14 protein-coding genes are annotated in these 16,776 nt (G+C 63.1%); all 14 read right to left on the bottom strand.

Going from position 1 to position 16,776, the window contains the following annotated elements; genetic code table 11:
* Positions 1-13: 13 nt before the first annotated feature.
* Complete coding sequence (locus AKG11_RS04210; RefSeq protein ID WP_023515964.1) at positions 14-700, bottom strand: ABC transporter ATP-binding protein; 687 nt, start codon at positions 698-700, stop codon at positions 14-16.
* Between the two features lie 9 nt (positions 701-709).
* Complete coding sequence (locus AKG11_RS04205; protein WP_023515965.1) at positions 710-2,017, bottom strand: lipoprotein-releasing ABC transporter permease subunit; 1,308 nt, start codon at positions 2,015-2,017, stop codon at positions 710-712.
* A gap of 33 nt (positions 2,018-2,050) precedes the next feature.
* Positions 2,051-3,379: a proline--tRNA ligase gene (proS, locus tag AKG11_RS04200; protein WP_050743047.1), complete on the bottom strand. Its 1,329-nt coding sequence runs from the start codon at positions 3,377-3,379 to the stop codon at positions 2,051-2,053.
* 717 nt (positions 3,380-4,096) lie between these two features.
* Positions 4,097-4,366 carry a DUF1467 family protein gene (locus tag AKG11_RS04195; RefSeq protein ID WP_023512038.1) on the bottom strand — a complete coding sequence of 90 codons (270 nt, stop codon included), beginning with the start codon at positions 4,364-4,366 and terminating at the stop codon, positions 4,097-4,099.
* A 153-nt stretch (positions 4,367-4,519) separates the two neighbouring features.
* Complete coding sequence (locus AKG11_RS04190; protein WP_023512039.1) at positions 4,520-6,187, bottom strand: ribonuclease J; 1,668 nt, start codon at positions 6,185-6,187, stop codon at positions 4,520-4,522.
* A 15-nt stretch (positions 6,188-6,202) separates the two neighbouring features.
* Positions 6,203-6,943, bottom strand: coding sequence for a biotin--[acetyl-CoA-carboxylase] ligase (locus AKG11_RS04185; protein WP_050743046.1), 741 nt, complete (start codon positions 6,941-6,943; stop codon positions 6,203-6,205).
* A gap of 23 nt (positions 6,944-6,966) precedes the next feature.
* Positions 6,967-8,409: an NADH-quinone oxidoreductase subunit NuoN gene (gene nuoN, locus AKG11_RS04180; protein ID WP_023512041.1), complete on the bottom strand. Its 1,443-nt coding sequence runs from the start codon at positions 8,407-8,409 to the stop codon at positions 6,967-6,969.
* Positions 8,410-8,426: 17 nt separating this feature from the next.
* Positions 8,427-9,938, bottom strand: a complete 1,512-nt coding sequence (locus AKG11_RS04175) for an NADH-quinone oxidoreductase subunit M (RefSeq protein ID WP_024270870.1) — start codon at positions 9,936-9,938, stop codon at positions 8,427-8,429.
* Entirely contained in the window at positions 9,938-11,935 is a 1,998-nt protein-coding gene (nuoL, locus tag AKG11_RS04170) for an NADH-quinone oxidoreductase subunit L (RefSeq protein ID WP_024270869.1), read from the bottom strand. Before nuoL ends, AKG11_RS04175 begins: the two co-directional genes overlap by 1 nt.
* 7 nt (positions 11,936-11,942) lie before the next feature.
* Positions 11,943-12,251, bottom strand: coding sequence for an NADH-quinone oxidoreductase subunit NuoK (gene nuoK, locus AKG11_RS04165; RefSeq protein ID WP_024270868.1), 309 nt, complete (start codon positions 12,249-12,251; stop codon positions 11,943-11,945).
* Between the two features lie 27 nt (positions 12,252-12,278).
* Positions 12,279-12,893 carry an NADH-quinone oxidoreductase subunit J gene (locus AKG11_RS04160; protein WP_023513862.1) on the bottom strand — a complete coding sequence of 205 codons (615 nt, stop codon included), beginning with the start codon at positions 12,891-12,893 and terminating at the stop codon, positions 12,279-12,281.
* A gap of 103 nt (positions 12,894-12,996) precedes the next feature.
* Positions 12,997-13,488, bottom strand: coding sequence for an NADH-quinone oxidoreductase subunit NuoI (gene nuoI / locus AKG11_RS04155; RefSeq protein WP_023513863.1), 492 nt, complete (start codon positions 13,486-13,488; stop codon positions 12,997-12,999).
* A 34-nt stretch (positions 13,489-13,522) separates the two neighbouring features.
* Entirely contained in the window at positions 13,523-14,569 is a 1,047-nt protein-coding gene (gene nuoH, locus AKG11_RS04150) for an NADH-quinone oxidoreductase subunit NuoH (protein WP_023513864.1), read from the bottom strand.
* A gap of 20 nt (positions 14,570-14,589) precedes the next feature.
* Entirely contained in the window at positions 14,590-16,668 is a 2,079-nt protein-coding gene (nuoG, locus tag AKG11_RS04145; RefSeq protein WP_050743045.1) for an NADH-quinone oxidoreductase subunit NuoG, read from the bottom strand.
* Positions 16,669-16,776: the final 108 nt, after the last annotated feature.

Here is a 16,776-nt window from a genome sequence, read left to right as displayed (position 1 = left end):
ACCGGGACCGGCCTCAGGCGAGTTCACGCACGAGGCCGTCCTCGATCGTCACGCGGCGATCCATCAGGCCGGCAAGCTCGTGGTTGTGGGTCGCGATAAGCGCGGCAAGGCCGGACTGGCGGGCGAGCGCCTCCAGCGCCTCGAAGACATAACCCGCAGTCTCGGGGTCAAGATTGCCGGTCGGCTCGTCAGCCAGCAGAAGAAGCGGCGCATTGGCGACGGCGCGCGCGATGGCGACGCGCTGCTGCTCCCCACCGGAAAGTTCCGAGGGGCGATGGTCTGCACGATGGCCGATGCGCATGTAATCGAGCAGCTGGGCGGCGCGCTCGCGCGCCTCCGCCTTGGTGAGGCCGGAGATGAGCTGCGGCATCATGATGTTTTCCAGCGCGCTGAATTCCGGCAGCAGGTGATGGAACTGGTAGACGAAGCCGATCTCGCTGCGGCGGATTGCCGTGCGCTGGTCATCGGCGAGCGTCGCGCAGGAATGGCCGTTGACGAAGACCTCGCCGGCATCCGGCTTCTCGAGAAGGCCGGCGACATGCAGCAGGGTCGACTTGCCTGTGCCGGACGGGGCGACGAGCGCAACGGTCTCGCCGCTCTTGAGCGTGAAATCGGCCCCCTTCAGGATCGACAGCAGGGTCTCGCCCTGGCCGTAGTGCCGTTCGATGCCCTTCAGTTCCAGAGCGACGCGCGCATTCATGCGTTTATCCTATTCGTACCGCAGGGCCTGGACGGGATCGAGCTTGGAGGCACGCCAGGCAGGGAAGATCGTCGCGAGGAAGGAGAGCGCCAGCGCCATGACGATGACCGAGACCGTCTCGCCGGCATTCATGTCCGCCGGAAGCTGGCTGAGGAAATAGAGCTCCGGATTGAACAGCGTCGTGCCCGAGAGCCACGAGAAGAACTGCCGGATCGATTCGACATTGAGGCAGACGACAACCCCGAGCAGCACGCCCGCAAAAGTGCCGACCGTGCCGATCGCCGCGCCCGTCATGAAGAAGATGCGCATGATCGAGCCTGACGTCGCCCCCATGGTGCGCAGGATCGCGATGTCGCTGCCCTTGTCCTTCACCAGCATGATGAGGCCGGAGATGATGTTGAGCGCGGCCACGAGCACGATCAGCGTGAGGATCATGAACATGACGTTGCGCTCGACCTGCAGGGCCGAGAAGAAGGTGCGGTTGCGCTGGCGCCAGTCGGTGATGAAGATCTGGCGTTCGGCGGCGGCCTCGATCGGCTGGCGCAAGTCGTCGACATCGTCGGGGTTGGCGACGAACAGTTCGATCGACTGCACGATGCCTTCGGCATTGAAATAGAGCTGTGCTTCTTCGAGCGGCATATAGATGATCGACGCGTCGTATTCCGACATGCCGATCTCGAAGATGGCGGAAACCGTGTAGGTCTTCACGCGCGGATTGACGCCGAGCGGCGTGACGTCGCCCTCGGGTGCGACGAGCGTGATCTGGCCGCCGGCGCTGAGGCCGAGCTGTTCGGCCATACGCGAGCCGATCGCGACGCCGCTGCCGGCGGCAAAGCCCACGAGGTCGCCTTCCTTGATGTTGTCGGAGACGGCCTTCATCTTGGCAAGGTCGTCGGCGCGCACGCCGCGCACCAGCGCGCCGGTCCCCGCGCCCGCAGTGCCGGAGGCCAGCGTCTGGCCCTCGACGAGCGGGATCGCCATGGTGATGCCCGGGACAGCGGAAAGCCGCTCGGCGAGCGCGGCATAATTGTTCAGCGGCGTATCGATCGGCTGGACGATCATGTGGCCGTTGATGCCGAGGATGCGCGAGATCAGCTCGGTGCGGAAGCCGTTCATGACGGCCATGACGATGATGAGCGTCGCGACACCCAGCATGATGCCGATGAAGGAGAACCCGGCAATCACCGAGATGAAGGCTTCCTTGCGCCGGGAGCGCAGGTAGCGCCAGGCGACCATCCGCTCGAAGGCGGAGAACGGGCGGCTCTTGTTGAAGGCCTGCGCCCCGGTTGCAGATGCACCGCTCGCTGCGTCAGCCATGGTTCCTCCCGTTGCCGCCTGCGCCTGCGGGCATCAGTTGCCGGATGTCAGGCGGTTGATCGCCGCCTCGATGGTCAGCGTCTCGCGCTCGCCGGTCTTGCGGTCCTTGATCTCGACCTCACCGTTCGCAATGCCCCGCGGACCGGCGATGACCTGCAGCGGCGCGCCAATGAGGTCGGCGGTCGCGAACTTCGCGCCGGCACGTTCATCCTTGTCGTCGTAGAGCACGTCGATGCCGGCGTTCAGCAGTGCGCCGTAGACTTGCTCGCAGGCCGCGTCGCAGGCGGCATCGCCCGACTTCATGTTGATGACGACGACTTCGAACGGCGCGACGGCCTTCGGCCAGATGATGCCGTTCTCGTCATGCGAGGCTTCAATGATGGCGGGCACGAGGCGCGTCGGGCCAATGCCGTAGGATCCCATGTGCACGGTGTGTTCCTTGCCGTCAGGGCCCTGAACCTTGGCACCCATGGCTTCGGAATATTTCGTACCGAAATAGAAGATGTGACCAACCTCGATGCCCCGGGCCGACAGGCGTTCGCCTTCCGGAATCGCCTCGAAGGCGGGCGCGTCGTGCATCTCGGAAGTGGCCGCATAGCGCGAGGTCCACTTGTCGAAAATGCCCTTGAGGCCTGCGACGTCCTCAAAGTTGGTGTCTTCGCCGGGAACGTCGAAGTTCAGGAAGTCCTTGTGGCAGAAGACTTCGGATTCGCCGGTATCGGCGAGGATGATGAATTCGTGGCTGAGGTCGCCGCCGATCGGGCCGGTATCGGCGCGCATCGGGATGGCGCGCAGGCCCATGCGCGAGAAGGTGCGCAGATAGGCCGCGAACATGCGGTTATAGGCGTGCACGGCGCCCTCGCGGTTGAGATCGAAGGAATAGGCGTCCTTCATCAGGAACTCGCGCGAGCGCATGGTGCCGAAACGCGGACGGATCTCGTCGCGGAACTTCAGCTGGATATGATATAGGTTGAGCGGCAGGTCCTTGTAGGACTTCACAAACGAACGGAAGACGTCCGTGATCATTTCCTCATTGGTCGGGCCGTAGAGCATCGGGCGCTCCTGGCGGTCCTTGATGCGCAGCATCTCCTTGCCGTAGGCGTCGTAGCGGCCGCTTTCCTGCCAGAGCTCGGCGGACTGCAGCGTCGGCATCAGCAACTCGACGGCGCCGGAACGGTTCTGTTCCTCGCGGATGATGGCGTTCACCTTGTCGAGGACGCGCTTGCCCAGCGGCAGCCAGGTATAGATACCCTGGGACTGTTGCTTGACCATGCCCGCACGCAGCATGAGCCGGTGGGAGACGATCTCGGCCTCCTTGGGGTTTTCCTTGAGGATGGGCAGGAAGAAGCGGGAAAGGCGCATATCGGGTTCCGGAGTGACTGATCCGCCCTATTTCGGGAATCGGGCAAAATGACGTTGATTTTGATGCGTTCATAAACGCTTCGCCACAGGAAGGAAACCCGGCAGCCCGAGGCGGAACACCGACTCACGCGAGCCGTCCACCGCCCGAGCGATCCAAAGAAATGTGGCAGAAAAATGGGGCCGCCAATAACAGAAATTGCGCGCGCCTTGTCAATGGAAAAATTTTATTCCACTGTAGCAAAAATGCAAAAAAAGCGGATGACAACGCCTAACGTTTGGGCTAGTTTCAGGCCACAAAACAGGCAAGAAGTGCAAATTCTTGCCATTTTCGCGGTCAAGTCTTGGGAGGATCAGATCTTTGGCGCGCGCAGACGCTGCCACCGCACAACGGATAAAGATCACGCGATACCTGTAAAACAAGGCTTTCAGCCTTGTTTTTTTTGCCTTTTACCGACGATGCCTCCGCCTCTAGCAAATTCGCCGGAAAGGTCCATGCGTCAAAGACGCACACCGCGCGCGCTCCGCGACACTCCGCCTCACCCAAAGTGATGCAAATCCCTCGGCATGCACATGACTCGGCGTCAGAGGTCCGCTCCGCCGGCATTTTCCTGAAAAATGGGAGAGACGCCCAGCGGAAGACTTTTCCCGAACAGCCCGGGACACCTGGAATGGCTTGCCCCTGGCCCCGGCGGGCGCGTTAACCTTTGTGGCAGCCGCCTATCTGAAACTCGGCATGAACTGCGGAATGGAATCGATGCCGTAGCCGAGGCGCACCGACAGGACGTACCAGGTGCCGTAAATGATGGCGGAAACGATCGTCGTCGTCAGAACGATGCGGCCACCGCGGAACCGTGCCGGCGCGCTTTCCACCGTACCGGGCACCACCTCCTCCGCCTCCGCCTGCGTCCTCAGCCCGAAGGGCAGCACGGCAAAGAGCGTCATCCACCAGACGATGAAATAGACGGCGAAGTAGGAAAAGATCTGCATGGGCGGCCTCTCGTGCGACAGCGGTCTTTTACGCTTGTCGCGGGCGAAGTTCAAACGGCGCAAGGGCGGCGTGCTGTCACACCCGTTTCGGCGGTGCTGCGCGTCCCCGCCGCGCCTGTGGCGACGGGGATGAATGCGCCTGTACCTGCCTCGTCAGACCTTTGTCAGGAAAACGGTGACGACGGGCTTCTTGCCCCAGATCTCGTTCGCCGTGGAGCGCACCGCGCGGCGCACGGCCTCGCGCACCATCTCAAGGTCCTTGCGGCGCGCGCGCGGGATGCTTTCGACGGCGCCGAGCACGGCGTCATAGAGCGTATCGCCCATGTCCTCGCCCTCGTCGTCGAACTGCGGCAGGCCGAAGGGCTCCACCTCGGGATCGCCCTGGAAGTCGTAGCGGCTGTCGAGCAGGATGCTGACGGCGACATGGCCGACGAAGGCGAGCTTGCGGCGGTCGCCGATGCCCATCTCGTCATAGTCGCCGATGAGATTGCCATCCTTGAAGATACGGCCGAAGGGCGCGTGATCGACGACCTCGGGCTCACCCGGCGCCAGCCTCAGGATATCGCCGTTGCGCACGCGCGGCACGTCGGCGATGCCCGACTGTTCGGCAAGCTCGGCATGGGCGGTGAGATGTGCAGCCTCGCCGTGCACGGGCACGACCATCTTCGGCCGCGTCCAGCCGTACATCTGCTGCAGTTCGTGGCGGCGCGGGTGGCCGGAAACGTGTACCAGCGCCTCGCTGTCGGTGATGACGTTGATGCCCTGCTCCACCAGCCCGTTCTTGATGTCGTTGATCGCCTTCTCGTTGCCCGGAATGGCGCGCGAGGAGAAGATGATCGTGTCGCCATCGGTGAAGGCGACGTTGCGCATCTCGTCGCGGGCGATCTTGGCGAGAGCCGCGCGCGGCTCGCCCTGGCTGCCGGTCAGGATGACGACGACCTTGTCGCGCGGGATATAGCCGAACTCGTCTTCCGCGATGAAGGGCTTCAGGCCTTCCATGAGGCCGATGTCGCGGGCGACTTCCGTCACGCGCTTCATGGAACTGCCGAGCAGAAGCACCTCGCGGCCGGCAGCTTCGGCAGCCTGGGCGATGGAGCGGATGCGGCCGACATTCGATGAGAAGGTGGTGATGCCCACCCTGCCCTCGGCGGCCTCGATGATCTTGGTGAGGCTTTCCGACACTTCACGCTCGGAGGGCGAAACGCCATCGCGCAGCGCATTGGTGCTGTCGCAGATCAACGCCAGCACGCCCTCGTCGCCGAGTTTGCGGAAACGCGTCTCGTCCGTCAGGGGGCCAAGCGAGGGATCGAGGTCGATCTTCCAGTCGCCGGTGTGGATGACGGTGCCGAGCGGCGTCTTGATCGCCAGCGACATCGGCTCGGGAATGGAGTGGTTGACGCCGATCGCCTCGATCTCGAACGGGCCGACATTGATACGGTCGCCCTGCTTGAAGATCGTCACCGGGATTTCGGTGCGGCTCCTCTCGTAGTCGCGCTTGGCCTCCAGCATGCCTGCGGTGAAGGGCGAGGCATAGACCGGCACGTTGAGACCCGGCCACAGCTCGTTCAGCGCGCCGTAATGGTCCTCGTGCGCATGGGTGATGATGATGCCCTTGAGATTCTTGCGCTCCTCGGCGAGGAAGCGGATATCGGGCAGCACGAGATCGACCCCCGGCAGGTCCGGCCCCGGAAAGGTGACGCCGCAATCGACCATGATCCACTGGCGGTTCTTCTTCGGGCCGTAGCCGTAGAGCGCCAGGTTCATGCCGATTTCGCCGACGCCGCCAAGCGGCAGGAATACCAGTTCGTCTTCTTTTGCCATCGGCTTCTAAAATTCCTATCCAAAAAACACGTCGCCGGCCGCGATCAATCGCGTGCCGCCGTCATCCGTCTCCAGTTTCAGGAGACCTGTATCATCAATTCCGGAAAAGCGCCCGGAAATAGAACGGTCGGGCAGATTGACCGTGATGTTTTCCCCGATGCCGCCCGCCACCCGTTTCCAGCGCTCCATGATGGCGACAATGCCCTGTCCGCCGTCCCACAGCGACAGGGTCGTCGCCATCGACTGGAAGAGATGGGCGAACAGCTCCTCCGGCGAAGCGGTGGCGCCGAACTCGCGCAGCATCGCCACGGGGTAGAGCCCTGCATCCGGCGCGACGGCGACATTGATCCCGATGCCGATGACCAGCCCGTGGCGCCCGTCGGGGAGCGTCTCCCCCTCGATCAGAATGCCGCAGACCTTGCGGCGATCGACGAGGATGTCGTTCGGCCACTTGATCAGCACATCGGGCGCGTCGAGCGGCATGATGCGGCTCACCCCGTCCTGCACGGCGACGGCGACGGCGAGCGGCAGGGAGCCGAGCCGGTCCATCGGCGCAGGATCGATCAGGAGCAGCGAAGCGTAGAGATTGCCGGGCTCGGAAAACCAGGCGCGTCCGCGCCGGCCGCGACCGCCCGTCTGCCGCTCCGCCGTGATCCAGAGACCGGAAAGCGCGCCCTTTCGGGCGCGCTCCAGGCATTCCGTATTGGTCGAGCCCACTTGCGCGAGCGCCTCATGCCGGAAGTCGTCCAGCGACATCCGGCGGTGCGTGCCGGACCCGCTCAAAAGAACGTCCGGGCCGCAGCTTCGGCGGCAGCGCCGATCGGCCCGCCGATCAGCACGTAGCCGACGACGAACAGGCCGGAAAGGCCGAAGACCAGCTTCAGTTCGCCGGCCGTGCGGGCGAACTCACCAGTCGGCTCGTCGAACCACATCACCTTGATGATGCGCAGGTAGTAGTAGGCGCCGACGACCGAGGCGAGCACGCCGATGATGGCGAGCGCATAGAGATGCGCCTCGATGGCCGCCATGAAGACGAAGTACTTGGCGAAGAAGCCTGCCATCGGCGGGATGCCGGCGAGCGAGAACATCAGGATCGTCAGAACGGTCGCCATGAACGGGTTGGTCGAGGCAAGGCCCGCGAGGTCGTTGATGTCCTCGACATTGCCGCCTTCCTTGCGGCGCATGGCGAGGATGATCGCGAAGGTGCCGAGCGTCATGACCATGTAGATCAGCATATAGAGCGCAACGCCGCGCACGCCCGCCATGGAGCCGGCGGCAAGGCCGACCAGCGCATAGCCCATGTGGCCGATCGAGGAATAGGCCATCAGGCGCTTGATGTTGCGCTGGCCGATGGCCGCGAAGGCACCGAGCAGCATGGAGGCGATCGAAATGAAGACGATGACCTGCTGCCAGTCGGCAACGACGGGCTCGAAGGCTTCGATGACGATGCGCACGAGCATGGCCATGGCGGCGACTTTCGGCGCAGCGGCGAAGAAGGCCGTGACCGGGGTCGGCGCACCTTCATAGACGTCCGGCGTCCACATATGGAACGGCACGGCCGAAATCTTGAATGCGAGGCCGGCAAGGATGAACACCAGGCCGAAGACAAGGCCCAGCGAGCGGCCCTCGGCGGTCAGCGCGGCGGCGATCTCCTGGAAGCCGATATGGCCGGTGAAGCCGTAGACCAGCGACATGCCGTAGAGCAGCATTCCGGAGGAGAGAGCGCCGAGCACGAAGTACTTCAGGCCCGCTTCCGTCGAGCGCAGGCTGTCACGGTTGATCGCGGCGACGACGTAGAGCGCCAGCGACTGGAGCTCCAGCGCGAGATAGAGCGACAGAAGGCTGTTGGCCGAGATCATCAGCAGCATGCCGAGCGTCGACAGCACGATGAGCACCGGAAACTCGAAACGGTCGAGCTGCTCCGAGCGGGCGTGGCCGACCGTCATCACCATGGCGGTGATCGAGCCGATCAGCGCCAGCACCTTCATGAACTTGGCAAAGGGATCGGAGACGAAGGCGCCGCCATAGGCCTGGCCCTCGCCCGTGGCGAGCCCCAGCCAGAGGCCGGAGATGATGAGCAGCGCGACGGCAAGCCCCGTGACGGTCGTGCCCGAGCGTTCGCCCGAGAACACGCCGATCATCAGAAGGGCCAGAGCGCCGACGGCAAGAATGATCTCGGGGGTCGAGAGTTGAAGGCTGGCAAGGATCGTATCAGCGGTCATGTCTTCGAGTCCCGTCGTCAGTTCGCCGAAAGCGCAACGGATTGCGCCGCCTGCAGAGCCGCGGAGTAGTTATTGAGCAGCGCGTCGACCGAAGCCGCCGTCGCATCGAATACCGGCGCCGGATAGACACCGTAGAAGATCGTCAGGATCAGGAGCGGATAGAGCAGCAGCTTCTCGCGCAGATCAAGATCGAGCAGCGATTTCAGGCTTTCCTTCTCGAGCGCACCGAAGATCACCCGGCGATAGAGCCAGAGGGCGTAGGAGGCCGAGAGGATGACGCCGGTCGTTGCGAAGAGCGCGACCCAGGTGTTGGCGCGGAAGATGCCGATCAGGGTCATGAACTCGCCGACGAAACCCGAGGTGCCCGGAAGGCCCACATTCGCCATGGTGAAGATCATGAAGGCGACCGCGTATTTCGGCATGTTGTTGACGAGGCCGCCATAGGCCGCAATCTCGCGCGTGTGCAGCCGGTCATAGACGACGCCGACGCAGAGGAAGAGCGCGCCGGAGACGATGCCGTGCGACAGCATCTGGAAGATAGCGCCCTGAAGGCCCTGCGCATTGGCCGCGAAGATGCCCATCGTGACGTAACCCATATGGGCGACCGACGAATAGGCGATCAGCTTCTTGATGTCGTCCTGCATCATCGCGACCAGCGAGGTGTAGATGATGGCGATGACCGACAGCGCGAAGACGAACGGAGCAAAATAGTCCGAGGCCAGCGGGAACATGGCAAGCGAGAAACGGATGAAACCGTAGCCGCCAAGCTTCAGGAGAACGCCGGCCAGAATGACCGAGCCGGCCGTCGGCGCCTGAACGTGCGCGTCGGGAAGCCAGGTGTGGACCGGCCACATCGGCATCTTCACCGCGAAGGAGGCGAAGAAGGCGAGCCACAGCCAGGTCTGCATATGAGCCGGGAAGTTGTAGGCGAGCAGTTCCGTGATGTCCGTCGTCCCGGCCTGCCAGTACATCGCCATGATGGCGAGCAGCATCAGCACAGAGCCGAGCAGCGTGTAGAGGAAGAACTTGTAGGACGCGTAGACGCGATCCTTGCCGCCCCACACGCCGATGATGATGAACATCGGAATGAGGCCCGCTTCGAAGAACACGTAGAACAGCACGATGTCCAGCGAGACGAAGACGCCGACCATGAACACTTCCAGAAGCAGGAAGGCGATCATGTATTCGCGCAGGCGCTTCTCGATCGAATGCCAGCTCGCGAGCACGCAGAACGGCATCAGGAAGGTCGACAGGATGACGAACAGCATGGAGATGCCGTCGACGCCGAGATGATAGGAGATGCCGGTGCCGAGCCATTCGGTCTTCTCGACCATCTGGAAACCGGGGTTCGAATTGTCGAAACCGATCCAAATGAAGAGCGAGAGCACGAAGGTGAAGACCGTCGTCAGCAGCGAGACGTTCAGGATGTTGCGGCGGCCATACGGGCTGTCCTCACGGGTCAGCAGCAGAAGCGCCACGCCGACGAGCGGGAGGAAGGTGACCGCTGAAAGAATGGGCCAATCGGTCATCAGAGGGAGCTCCCGAGCATCATCCAGGTAACGAGTGCTGCAATACCCAGCAGCATCGAGAATGCGTAGTGATAGAGGTAACCGGTCTGGAGGCGAACGACGCGTTCGGTGACATCGGCCACGCGGGCGGCGATACCGTTCGGGCCGAGGCCGTCGATGACGGCGCCATCACCCTTCTTCCAGAGGAACTTGCCGACCCACATGGCAGGACGGACGAAGATGAAGTCGTACAGTTCGTCGAAGTACCACTTGTTGAGCAGGAACTGGTAGAGACCGCGGTGCTGCTCGGCGAGGTACTTCGGCGTTTCCGGCGAGCGGATGTACATGTACCAGGCGGTGACGAAACCGAGGGCCATGGCCGCGAACGGGCTCCACTTCACCCATTTCGGAACGTGATGGTACTCGTTGACGAGGTCGTTGCCCGGCAGCGTGAACAGGGCACCCTGCCAGAATTCGGCATAGTGGTGGCCGAAGAAATACTCGACGAAGATCACGCCCGCGACGACCGCACCGGTGGCCAGCAAATAGAGCGGGATCAGCATCACGGCCGGCGACTCGTGCACGTGGTGCATGACGTCGGCAGAGGCGCGCGGCTTGCCGAAGAAGGTCATGAAGGCCAGGCGCCAGGAGTAGAAGCTCGTGAAGAGCGCGGCGATGACCAGGAGCACGAAGGCGAAACCGGCGACCGGGCTGTGCGAGGCGAAGGTCGATTCGATGATCGCATCCTTCGAGAAGAAGCCGGCAAAACCGATGACCGTACCGGGAATGCCGACGCCGGTCAGGGCGAGCGTGCCGATCGTCATCATCCAGAAGGTGATCGGGATGTGCTTGCGAAGACCGCCCATGTAACGCATGTCCTGCTCGCCATCGACGGCGTGGATCACCGAGCCGGCGCCAAGGAACAGAAGCGCCTTGAAGAAGGCGTGCGTGAAGAGGTGGAAGACCGCCGCACCATAGGCGCCGATGCCGAGCGCGACGAACATGTAGCCGAGCTGCGAGCAGGTCGAATAGGCGATGACGCGCTTGATGTCGTTCTGCACGAGGCCGACCGTCGCCGCGAAGAAGGCGGTGATGGCACCGACCAGCGTCACGACCATCAGGGCGGTGTGCGACAGTTCGAAGATCGGCGACATGCGGGCGACGAGGAAGACGCCGGCGGTAACCATGGTCGCGGCATGGATGAGCGCCGAAACGGGCGTCGGGCCTTCCATGGCGTCCGGCAGCCAGGTGTGCAGCAGGAACTGCGCCGACTTGCCCATCGCGCCCATGAAGAGCAGGAGGCAGGTTGCTGTCAGCGCATCCGCCTTGTCGAGGCTCATGCCGAACAGCGTGATGACGGGGGCTGCGGCATCCGCGGCGCCTTCGGCCGGCAGATAGGTCGCGGCCGTCGCGAAGATCGTCTCGAAGTTGATCGAACCGAAGAGCACGAAGACGCTGGAAATGCCGAGGATGAAGCCGAAGTCACCGACGCGGTTGACGATGAAGGCCTTCATGGCGGCAGCGCAGGCCGACGGCTTCTTGTACCAGAAACCGATCAAGAGGTAGGACGCAAGGCCCACGCCTTCCCAGCCGAAGAACATCTGCAGCAGATTGTCCGACGTCACCAGCATGAGCATGGCGAAGGTGAAGAGCGAGAGATACGCGAAGAAGCGCGGCCGATGCGGGTCGTGGTGCATGTAGCCGATGGAATAGACATGCACGAGCGTCGAGACGGAGTTCACGACGACGAGCATGACGGCCGTCAGCGTATCGACGCGGAACGCCCACTCGACGTCGAAGCCGCCCGACTGGATCCAGCGCAGCACGCTGACCTTGACCATCTCCGTCTCGCCCATGGCGACGTCGAAGAAGACGATCCACGACAGGACTGCCGCCAGGATCATGAAGCCGGACGTGACATATTCGGACGCCTTGGCGCCGATGGCATTGCCACCGATGCCGGCGATCAGGAAGCCGATCAGCGGAAGGAAGACGATTGCCTTGATGATGGTATCCATGACCCGATCAGCCCTTCATCATATTGACGTCTTCGACGGCGATCGAACCGCGGTTGCGGTAGAAGACGACGAGAATTGCAAGACCGATGGCCGCTTCCGCAGCCGCGACGGTCAGAATGAACAGCGCGAAGACCTGGCCGACGATGTCGTTCAGGAAGTGCGAGAATGCGACCATGTTGATGTTGACCGACAAGAGGATGAGTTCGATCGACATCAGGATGACGATGACGTTCTTCCGGTTCAGGAAGATACCGAAGACGCCGAGGGTGAAGAGGATGGCGCTGACGGTGAGATAGTGGGAAATACCGATTTCCATGATGCTTTTCCTTGGGCTCGCGCTGCCTCAGATGCCCTGACCGGGCTTCACCTTGACGATCTCGACGGCGGTCTCCGGCGTGCGGGCGACCTGGGTCGGGATGTCCTGGCGCTTGATATGCGGCTTGTGGCGCAGCGTCAGCACGATCGCGCCGATCATGGCGACGAGCAGCACGAGGCCGGCGATCTGGAAGTAGTAGACGTAGTGGGTATAGAGCACGTCGCCGAGGGCGGCCGTGTTCTGGCGCTCGGCGACCGGCGGGATCGGCATCGAGGCGTTGCTGGCGATTTCCGGCGAGAGCGTGGAGCCCCCGACGACGACCACGAGCTCGATCGCAAGGATCAGGCCGATCAGCGCACCGACCGGCGCGTATTCCAGGGCACCTGCCCTCAATTCGGCGAAATCGATGTCGAGCATCATGACGACGAAGAGGAAGAGGACCGCGACCGCGCCGACATAGACGACCAGCAGGATCATCGCCAAGAACTCGGCGCCCGTCAGAAGGAACAGGCCCGCCGAGTTGAAGAAGGTGAGGATCAGGAACAGCACGGAATAGACCGGGTTCCTGGACGCGATCACCATGAAGGCGGACGCCACCGCCACGAAGGCGAACAGATAGAAGAATAGAGCCTGCAGACCCATTTTGGTGCCTTTTCGTCTTCCCCGGAGAAGGTTCCCCCTCCCCCGTCGAAGCCTGACGACCGCTCGTCAGGCACTTTACATTCGTTATGCCTTCCGCCTGAAATCAGCGGTAAGGCGAATCCATAGCGATGTTGCGGGCGATTTCCCGCTCCCAGCGATCGCCGTTCTCGAGCAACTTCTGCTTGTCGTAGTAGAGCTCTTCGCGCGTTTCCGTCGAGAACTCGAAGTTCGGGCCCTCGACGATGGCGTCGACCGGGCAGGCTTCCTGGCAGAAGCCGCAATAGATGCACTTCACCATGTCGATATCGTAACGCACCGTGCGGCGCGTGCCGTCATTGCGGCGGGGCCCCGCCTCGATGGTGATAGCCTGAGCCGGACAGATGGCTTCGCACAGCTTGCAGGCAATGCAGCGCTCCTCACCGTTCGGATAACGGCGCAGCGCGTGCTCGCCGCGGAAGCGCGGGGAGACCGGGCCCTTTTCGAAGGGATAGTTCACCGTCGCCTTGGGACGGAAGAAATAGCGCATCGACAGGAAGAACGCGCCGACGAATTCCTTGAGGAACAGCGAATTTACGGCTTGCGAAAGACTAGCCATGCTTAAGCTCCAATGCTGCTGAGGTCGCGGGCGGTCATGCGGACCAGCCCGTAAGCTTCAGCACGAATGCAACGATGACGACCATGGCGAGCGAGATCGGAAGGAAGACCTTCCAGCCGAGACGCATGAGCTGGTCGTAGCGGTAGCGCGGCACGAAGGCCTTCACCATCGCGAACATGAAGAAGACGAAGCACGCCTTCAGGACGAACCACACGATGCCCGGGACCCAGTTGAGGAACCAGACGTCGACCGGGGGCAGCCAGCCGCCGAGGAAGAGGATCGTGGTCAGCGCGCACATCAGGCAGATGGCAGCGTATTCGCCAAGCATGAACATCATGTACGGGGTGGAGCCGTACTCGACCATGAAGCCGGCGACGAGTTCGGATTCGGCTTCCGGCAGGTCGAAGGGCGGGCGGTTCGTTTCGGCGAGCGCCGAGATGAAGAACACCACGAACATCGGGAACAGCGCCAGCCAGTGCCAATCCAAGAAAGAACCGGGCAAGCCGATCATCGTGCCGACGCCGTCACGCTGCGAATTGACGATATCGGTCAGATTCAGCGAGCCGACGCAGAGCAGAACGGTGACGATGACGAAACCGATCGACACTTCGTAGGAGACCATCTGCGCGGCGGAGCGCAGCGCGCCGAGGAACGGATACTTCGAGTTCGAAGCCCAGCCGCCCATGATGATGCCGTACACTTCGAGCGAAGAGATCGCGAAGATGTAGAGGATGCCGACATTGATGTTGGCGATCACCCAGCCTTCGTTCAGCGGAACGACCGCCCAGGTGGCAAGCGCCAGCGTCACGGAGACGAGCGGCGCGAGAAGGAAGATCACCTTGTTGGCCGTCGCCGGGATCACCGGCTCCTTGAAGACGAACTTCAAGAGGTCGGCGAAGGACTGGAAGAGACCCCAGGGGCCGACGACGTTCGGGCCGCGGCGCAGTTGCACGGCCGCCCAGATCTTGCGGTCGGCCAGAAGCACGTAGGCGATGAAAACCAGGAGCGCGACGAGCAGCAGCAGCGACTGCGCCACCATGATCACGCCGGGCCAGACATAGGTCGAAATGAAAGCGTCCATTACCGTCTATTCCTTCGCGCTCATTCCGCCGCGGCTTTGAAATTGTTGCGGGCAAGCGCCGAGCATTCGGCCATGACCGCGGAGGCGCGCGCTATCGGGTTCGTCAAATAGAAGTCTTTGATCGGAGACGCAAACCCGGAATTCGCCATCGTCCCGCCTTTTTTCGCAAGTGCGGAAAGATCGGCGGTTTCACCCGCCGCAATCTCGTCGATCGCAGCGAAATGCGGGTGGGCCTCGTAGAGCTTCGCCCGGAGCTGGACGAGCGAATCGAAAGGCAGTTTCTTGCCGAGCACGTCGGAAAGCGCGCGCAGGATCGCCCAGTCCTCGCGGGCGTCGCCCGGCGCAAAACCAGCGCGGTTGCCCATCTGGACACGGCCTTCGGTGTTGACCCACGTACCGGATTTTTCGGTGTAGGTCGCGCCCGGCAGGATGACGTCGGCGACATGCGCCGCATTGTCGCCGTGCGAGCCGATATAGACGGTGAAGGCGGTCTTGCCGGCAAAGTTCATTTCGTCCGCGCCGAGCAGGAACACGACGTCCGTGCCGGTGAGCATGTCGGCCGCCGTCTTGCCCCCCTCGCCCGGCACGAAGCCGAGGTCGAGGCCGCCGACGCGCGCGGCTGCGGTGTGGAGAACGGCAAGACCGTTCCAGTCCGCCTTCACCGCACCGACCTTCTCCGCCAGCGCGGAGACGGCCGAGAGGACGGCGAGGCCGTCGGGACGCGACAGCGCGCCCTGGCCGACGATGATCATTGGGCGTTCGGCCTTCTTCAGCTTGGCGGCAAACTTGACGGAGCCGTCGAGGAGGCCGGAGAGCGTGTCCGTGCCGGCGCCGAGATAGTCGTAGCCGTAGCGCAGTTCGCCCTGCTCGCCGATCACGCCGATCGGGAAATTGTCCATGCGCCAGCGCTTGCGGATGCGGGCGTTGAGCACGGCGGCCTCGAGGCGCGGATTGGCGCCGACAATGAGCAGCGCATCGGCCTGCTCGATGCCTTCGATGGTCGGGTTGAACAGGTAGCTGGCGCGACCGAGCGACGGGTCGAGCACCGAGCCGTCCTGGCGGCAGTCGGTGTTGGTCGAGCCGAGCGCGGTCATCAGTTCACGCAGCGCGTAGATTTCTTCGACCGACGCAAGGTCACCGGCGATCGCGCCGATGCGGTCACCGGAGGTCGCGGAAACGGCGGCCTTGATGGCGCCGAAAGCGTCGGCCCAGGTGGCAGGCTGCAGGCGGCCGTCCTTGCGGACGTACGGGCGGTCGAGACGCTGGGTCTTCAGGCCATCCCAGATGAAGCGGGTCTTGTCGGAGATCCACTCTTCGTTGATCTCTTCATTGACGCGCGGCAGAATGCGCATAACTTCGCGGCCGCGGGTATCGACGCGGATCGCCGAGCCGACGGCGTCCATGACGTCGACCGATTCGGTCTTGTTCAGTTCCCACGGGCGAGCCGTGAAAGCGAAAGGCTTGGAGGTCAGCGCACCGACCGGGCAGAGGTCGACCACGTTGCCCTGAAGCTCCGAGGTCATCGCCTGCTCGAGATAGGTGGTGATCTCGGCGTCCTCGCCGCGGCCGATCAGGCCGAGTTCGGTGATGCCGGCAACCTCGGTCGTGAAACGAACGCAGCGCGTGCAGTGAATGCAGCGGTTCATGATCGTCTTGACGAGCGGGCCGATATATTTGTCCTCGACCGCGCGCTTGTTTTCCGCGTAGCGCGAACTGTCGATGCCGAAGGCCATCGCCTGGTCCTGCAGGTCGCATTCGCCACCCTGGTCGCAGATCGGGCAATCCAGCGGATGGTTGATGAGCAGGAACTCCATCACGCCTTCGCGCGCCTTCTTGACCATCGGCGTGGTCGTGAAGACTTCCGGCGCTTCGCCGTTCGGGCCGGGACGCAGGTCCCGCACGCTCATGGCGCAGGAAGCCGCCGGCTTCGGCGGGCCACCCTTCACCTCGACGAGGCACATGCGGCAGTTGCCGGCAACCGACAGCCGCTCGTGGAAACAGAAGCGCGGAACCTCGGCGCCGGCCTCCTCGCACGCCTGAAGCAGCGTGAAGTGATCCGGGACTTCGATTTCTTTTCCGTCGACTTTCAGCTTTGCCATATCTCAATCCCGCTTTTGACCCGGGAAAATCCCGCGTCGCGCCAGCGCCATTCTCTCCGGCGTCCGCTCGGGGCTTTCGCCCGTCCCGTACGCCCTTGTTCCATCTGC

This window comes from Shinella sp. SUS2 (assembly GCF_001262505.1).
GTDB lineage: Bacteria > Pseudomonadota > Alphaproteobacteria > Rhizobiales > Rhizobiaceae > Shinella.
Note: the sequence above shows the minus strand (reverse complement) of the source record. Positions and strands in the feature narration are given on the sequence as shown.

Excerpts from the sequence above, each read along its gene's own strand:
- nuoI (WP_023513863.1), bottom strand. The coding sequence starts at position 13,488 with ATGGCTAGTCTTTCGCAAGCCGTAAATTCGCTGTTCCTCAAGGAATTC.
- nuoN (WP_023512041.1), bottom strand. The coding sequence starts at position 8,409 with ATGACCGCTGATACGATCCTTGCCAGCCTTCAACTCTCGACCCCCGAG.
- AKG11_RS04195 (WP_023512038.1), bottom strand. The coding sequence starts at position 4,366 with ATGCAGATCTTTTCCTACTTCGCCGTCTATTTCATCGTCTGGTGGATG.
- AKG11_RS04185 (WP_050743046.1), bottom strand. The coding sequence starts at position 6,943 with ATGTCGCTGGACGACTTCCGGCATGAGGCGCTCGCGCAAGTGGGCTCG.
- AKG11_RS04210 (WP_023515964.1), bottom strand. The coding sequence starts at position 700 with ATGAATGCGCGCGTCGCTCTGGAACTGAAGGGCATCGAACGGCACTAC.
- nuoH (WP_023513864.1), bottom strand. The coding sequence starts at position 14,569 with ATGGACGCTTTCATTTCGACCTATGTCTGGCCCGGCGTGATCATGGTG.
- AKG11_RS04160 (WP_023513862.1), bottom strand. The coding sequence starts at position 12,893 with ATGGGTCTGCAGGCTCTATTCTTCTATCTGTTCGCCTTCGTGGCGGTG.
- nuoK (WP_024270868.1), bottom strand. The coding sequence starts at position 12,251 with ATGGAAATCGGTATTTCCCACTATCTCACCGTCAGCGCCATCCTCTTC.
- proS (WP_050743047.1), bottom strand. The coding sequence starts at position 3,379 with ATGCGCCTTTCCCGCTTCTTCCTGCCCATCCTCAAGGAAAACCCCAAG.
- nuoL (WP_024270869.1), bottom strand. The coding sequence starts at position 11,935 with ATGGATACCATCATCAAGGCAATCGTCTTCCTTCCGCTGATCGGCTTC.
- AKG11_RS04175 (WP_024270870.1), bottom strand. The coding sequence starts at position 9,938 with ATGACCGATTGGCCCATTCTTTCAGCGGTCACCTTCCTCCCGCTCGTC.
- nuoG (WP_050743045.1), bottom strand. The coding sequence starts at position 16,668 with ATGGCAAAGCTGAAAGTCGACGGAAAAGAAATCGAAGTCCCGGATCAC.
- AKG11_RS04205 (WP_023515965.1), bottom strand. The coding sequence starts at position 2,017 with ATGGCTGACGCAGCGAGCGGTGCATCTGCAACCGGGGCGCAGGCCTTC.
- AKG11_RS04190 (WP_023512039.1), bottom strand. The coding sequence starts at position 6,187 with ATGGCAAAAGAAGACGAACTGGTATTCCTGCCGCTTGGCGGCGTCGGC.